At 26.8% G+C, this 4,307-nt stretch carries 5 protein-coding genes; all 5 read left to right on the forward strand.

Annotation, left to right across the window (positions count from 1 at the left end):
• Positions 1–254: 254 nt before the first annotated feature.
• Complete coding sequence (locus ACRC03_RS16685) at positions 255–1,148, forward strand: TSUP family transporter (protein WP_438653729.1); 894 nt, start codon at positions 255–257, stop codon at positions 1,146–1,148.
• A 144-nt stretch (positions 1,149–1,292) separates the two neighbouring features.
• On the forward strand, positions 1,293–1,652 hold the full coding sequence (locus tag ACRC03_RS16690) for a hypothetical protein (RefSeq protein ID WP_438653730.1): 360 nt from the start codon (positions 1,293–1,295) through the stop codon (positions 1,650–1,652).
• A gap of 218 nt (positions 1,653–1,870) precedes the next feature.
• Positions 1,871–2,968, forward strand: coding sequence for a non-hydrolyzing UDP-N-acetylglucosamine 2-epimerase (wecB, locus tag ACRC03_RS16695; protein WP_438653731.1), 1,098 nt, complete (start codon positions 1,871–1,873; stop codon positions 2,966–2,968).
• Between the two features lie 40 nt (positions 2,969–3,008).
• Positions 3,009–3,857 (forward strand): GGDEF domain-containing protein, encoded by an 849-nt coding sequence (locus ACRC03_RS16700; protein ID WP_438653732.1) that lies wholly within the window; start codon positions 3,009–3,011, stop codon positions 3,855–3,857.
• Positions 3,847–4,307, forward strand: a 461-nt coding sequence (locus ACRC03_RS16705) for a hypothetical protein (protein WP_438653733.1), incomplete at its 3' end; no start/stop codon positions are given. The genes ACRC03_RS16700 and ACRC03_RS16705, both read left to right, overlap by 11 nt.

A 4,307-nucleotide genomic window follows, 5' to 3' on the forward strand; every position in this document is an offset into this window, starting at 1 on the left:
TTACCAAGAAAAATATTAGGCTACAATACACCCGAGAAACTATTTGAAGAACACTTAGATTCTATATATGCAGCCTAATATTTGGGTTATTTTTCATATTTTAAAAAATAGTTCAATTTGATATTGCAATTAAGCAAAAAATAAAATTATATAAAAAAAAATTAAAAATAATGATAGATATAGAAAATATTTTGTAGTATAATCAGGATTGTGGAAAAAATTACTAAAAAATACAATAAGACAATGGGGGAAACATGCTAAATTTACTTTTAGGGTTACTAGCAGCATTAACTGCAGGATTTACTGCTATTTACGCAAACGATTTCAGAAAGAACATAGGGAATAATAAAAAAGGTGTATTTATACCGGGATTATTTATTGGATTCATAACAGATTTTTTAGATGCAATAGGTGTTGGATCTTTTGCAACTACTACAGCTATATTAAAATTAAATGCTAAATTAAAAGTATCAGATAGGTTATTGCCAGGAACTTTAAATGTAGCTCATGCTTTGCCAATGATTACACAAGCATTTATGTCATTAACAGCAATAGATGTAGACATAATAACTCTTGTAAGTCTGATAGTTGCAGCAGTAGTGGGTTCTTATATAGGGGCAGGAATAATATCTAAACTTCCAGAAAAAATGATTCAATTAACAATGGGACTAGCTCTAATAGTTGTTGCAATATTATTAGTGTTAGGTCAATTAGAGCTTATGCCAACAGGTGGTGAAGCAATAGGTCTTACTGGAGTTAAACTAGTAATAGGAGTAGTAGGTAACTTTATACTTGGAGCATTAATGACAGCAGGAATAGGTTTGTATGCACCTTGTATGGCTATGGTAGCTTTACTTGGAATGAATCCTATGGCAGCTTTCCCAATAATGATGGGATCATGTGCATTTGTTGGACCAATAGCTAGCACAAAGTTTGTTAAAGAAGGTGCTTATGAAAGAGAAATATCTATGGGAATAACTATAGGTGGTGTAATAGGTTCTATATTAGCATTATTATTTGTAACTAACTTACCTATATACTGGTTAAAATGGCTAGTAGTAGTTGTTGTGTGCTACACATCATTTACTATGCTATCAACAGCACTAAAGAAGAATGGAAATAAAATAGGAACAAAACAAGCTAATTAATAAAAAAATTAATTAACATAAAAAGGATTTGCAATTTAATTTGCAAATCCTTTTTATGTTAATTAAATTAAAAGTAGTACATGAATAAATGGAAAATATTATGGCTAAGATATAAAAAGAAAACATGTTTATGGAGGAATCCTTATGAAGGTTAAAAAATTATTAGCCGTTATTGTAGTATTATTTTTAGGGACTATTTATATAGAAGCAAATATATATAAAAAGCCAATATTAGATAACCTTAAAGATGAAATAGAAGTATTATCAGATATAAGTACAAAGAAAGAAATTGGAAAAACACAAGCAATAAAATTAGTAAAAGATTATTTACAAACAAATAACTCTTATATAGCTAGTAATATAGAAGTTGATAGTGTAGATAATAAATATTATATAGTACATGTGTATGATGTGATTTCTAACCCTGATGAAAGTCATACTGCTACTATAGGATGGTACCAAGTGAACAAACACACTGGTGAAATAATAAATATTATGCAATAGAAGGTACTACTTATGGTGGTACTTTTTGTTTGTAATTATTTAAAAATAATAGTAAATAATAAAATTAAGTCATATGATTTTATTTTGATGATATAATAGGAATATACAATTTGACATTTTGTGACAAAATAACAGAAAAATATCTTGAAATCTAAATTAATAAATAAAAAAATGTATATGAAGCATATAAGTATAAATTAATTAGGAGAGGTGATAAATTGAAAAAAGTTATGATTGTATTTGGAACTAGACCAGAAGCAATAAAAATGTGCCCTTTAGTTAAAGAACTTAAAAGTAGAAAAAAAATTAATACTGTAGTATGTATAACTGGACAACATCGTCAAATGCTAGATCAAGTTTTAAAAGTGTTTGATATAGTACCGGATTATGACTTAGGCATTATGAAGGATAAACAAACTTTATTTGAGATAACTCAAAATATATTGTTAAAAATGAAAGTAATATTAGAAGATATAAAGCCGGATATAGTTTTAGTTCATGGTGACACATCAACTACATTTTCTACATCATTGGCTGCATTTTACCTTCAAATACCAGTAGGTCATATTGAAGCAGGATTACGAACACACAATATATACTCACCATTCCCAGAGGAATTTAATAGACAGGCTACTGGTATTATATCTAAATACCACTTTGCTCCAACAGAATCAGCAAAGCAAAATTTATTAAATGAAGGCAAAAAAGATAAGTATATATATGTAACTGGTAATACTGCAATAGATGCACTTAAAACAACTGTAAAAAAAGATTATTCCAATGATATATTAGAATGGGTAGGAAATGAAAAATTAATAATGCTTACAGCACACAGGAGAGAAAATTTAGGTCAACCTCTTAAAAATATGTTTAGAGCTATTAAGAAAATTGTAGATGAATATGAAGATGTAAAGGTTGTTTATCCTATGCATATGAATCCTGCAATTAGGGAAACTGCTAAATCTCTATTAGGAAATCATAATAGAATTAAATTAATAGAACCACTAGATGTAATAGATTTTCATAATATGTTAGCTAAGTCGTATCTAATTCTTACAGACAGTGGTGGAATACAAGAAGAAGCCCCTTCACTTAAAAAGCCGGTTTTAGTTATGAGAGATACTACAGAAAGGCCTGAAGGTGTAAAAGTAGGCACTCTTAAACTTGTTGGTACTGAAGAAGAATTGATTTATAAAAGTTGCAAAGAACTACTTAATAATGAAAATTATTACAAAACGATGAGTAACACATCAAATCCATACGGAGATGGATTTGCATCGAATCGGATAGTAGATATTTTAGAAAGTGTTTTATAAGAAAAACACGACATCACGACATATAGGAGGAGGACAGAATATGAATAGAATATCTAAAAAAATAGATTTATATATGATAGGATTATTTTTAGAAGTTTTTATATTGTTTTGTATTTTGTTTTTATCAAATACAGATAACCAAAATGCTTTGACATTTATAACAATAGGAATAAGCTTTTTTACAATAATAATTACTTATGTTGGAGGAATGATAACTGGGTTAATATTAACCTCAATTTGTATATTTTTCTACTCTTTATATATTTTTTATAACAACTTAATATTTAATGTAGAAATAAGTTATGTATCATACATATGGATGATTATTCTAGCTATGATAACACTAACTATGGGAAAATTATCAGAGTCAATTATAAATCTTCAAAATATAAATGAAAGGCTACAAAATGAATACAAAGAATTAGTTACAATTGATTACACAACAGGGCTGGGAAATATTAAAAACTTTTACAAGTATTTAGATAAAGAAATGAGTAGGGCTAAAAGACATAATGTAAAGTTGAGCTTGATGATAATAAATCTGCCCTATTACGCAGAAATAAAAGGCATAATTGGCGAGAATAAGTACAATATACTTATAAAACAAATAGGAGATATAATAACAAATTCAACGAGAGGCGAGGATGATATATACTCTTTAAATAATGATATGTTAGCTATAATTATGCCAGATACAGATAAAGATGGTGCATTAATAGTAAAAAATAGGATAAAAACTAGATTAAATGAATTAAATCTAGACATGAATCAATCAAAATACAATATAAATATAGACTCTAAAATAGCAATAATAGAATATGATGAAAAAATACAAAATGCAATCCAATATAAGCAATTATGTGAGGCGGAACTTGAGTATGATGTATAAAAAAGCTATCTGTATTGTGGTTACTATATTAGTCACTATTTTAAGTCACAATTTATCTTATGCTGATAACAAATCGAATACCCTTATAATTTATGAAAACAAACAAAATATTACTTATAAAGAAAATACTGTAGATTACTTGGAAGAACTTTTATATAAATTTAATAATAATGTTGAAAAAGTAAATTTAAGTGAATATAAAAAAGCACATATAGACAAATTTGATTATGTAGTTGTAGTTAATATAGAGAATGATATAAGTAATTCTAATATAATTGAAGACCTATCAAATTACAATGGAAATATATATTGGATAGGGAATAAGATAGAAAACTTATTGGATTATAATGACAAATATAATATAGAGTATGATGGTAAAAATAACAATATAAATAAGATAATATATAAAGATAATAATACATTATTAAGTGATTATAAAAACTTTAATAT

The sequence above is a fragment of the Romboutsia sp. genome (assembly GCF_051659545.1).
In the GTDB taxonomy this organism is placed as follows: Bacteria; Bacillota; Clostridia; order Peptostreptococcales; family Peptostreptococcaceae; genus JBOFOR01.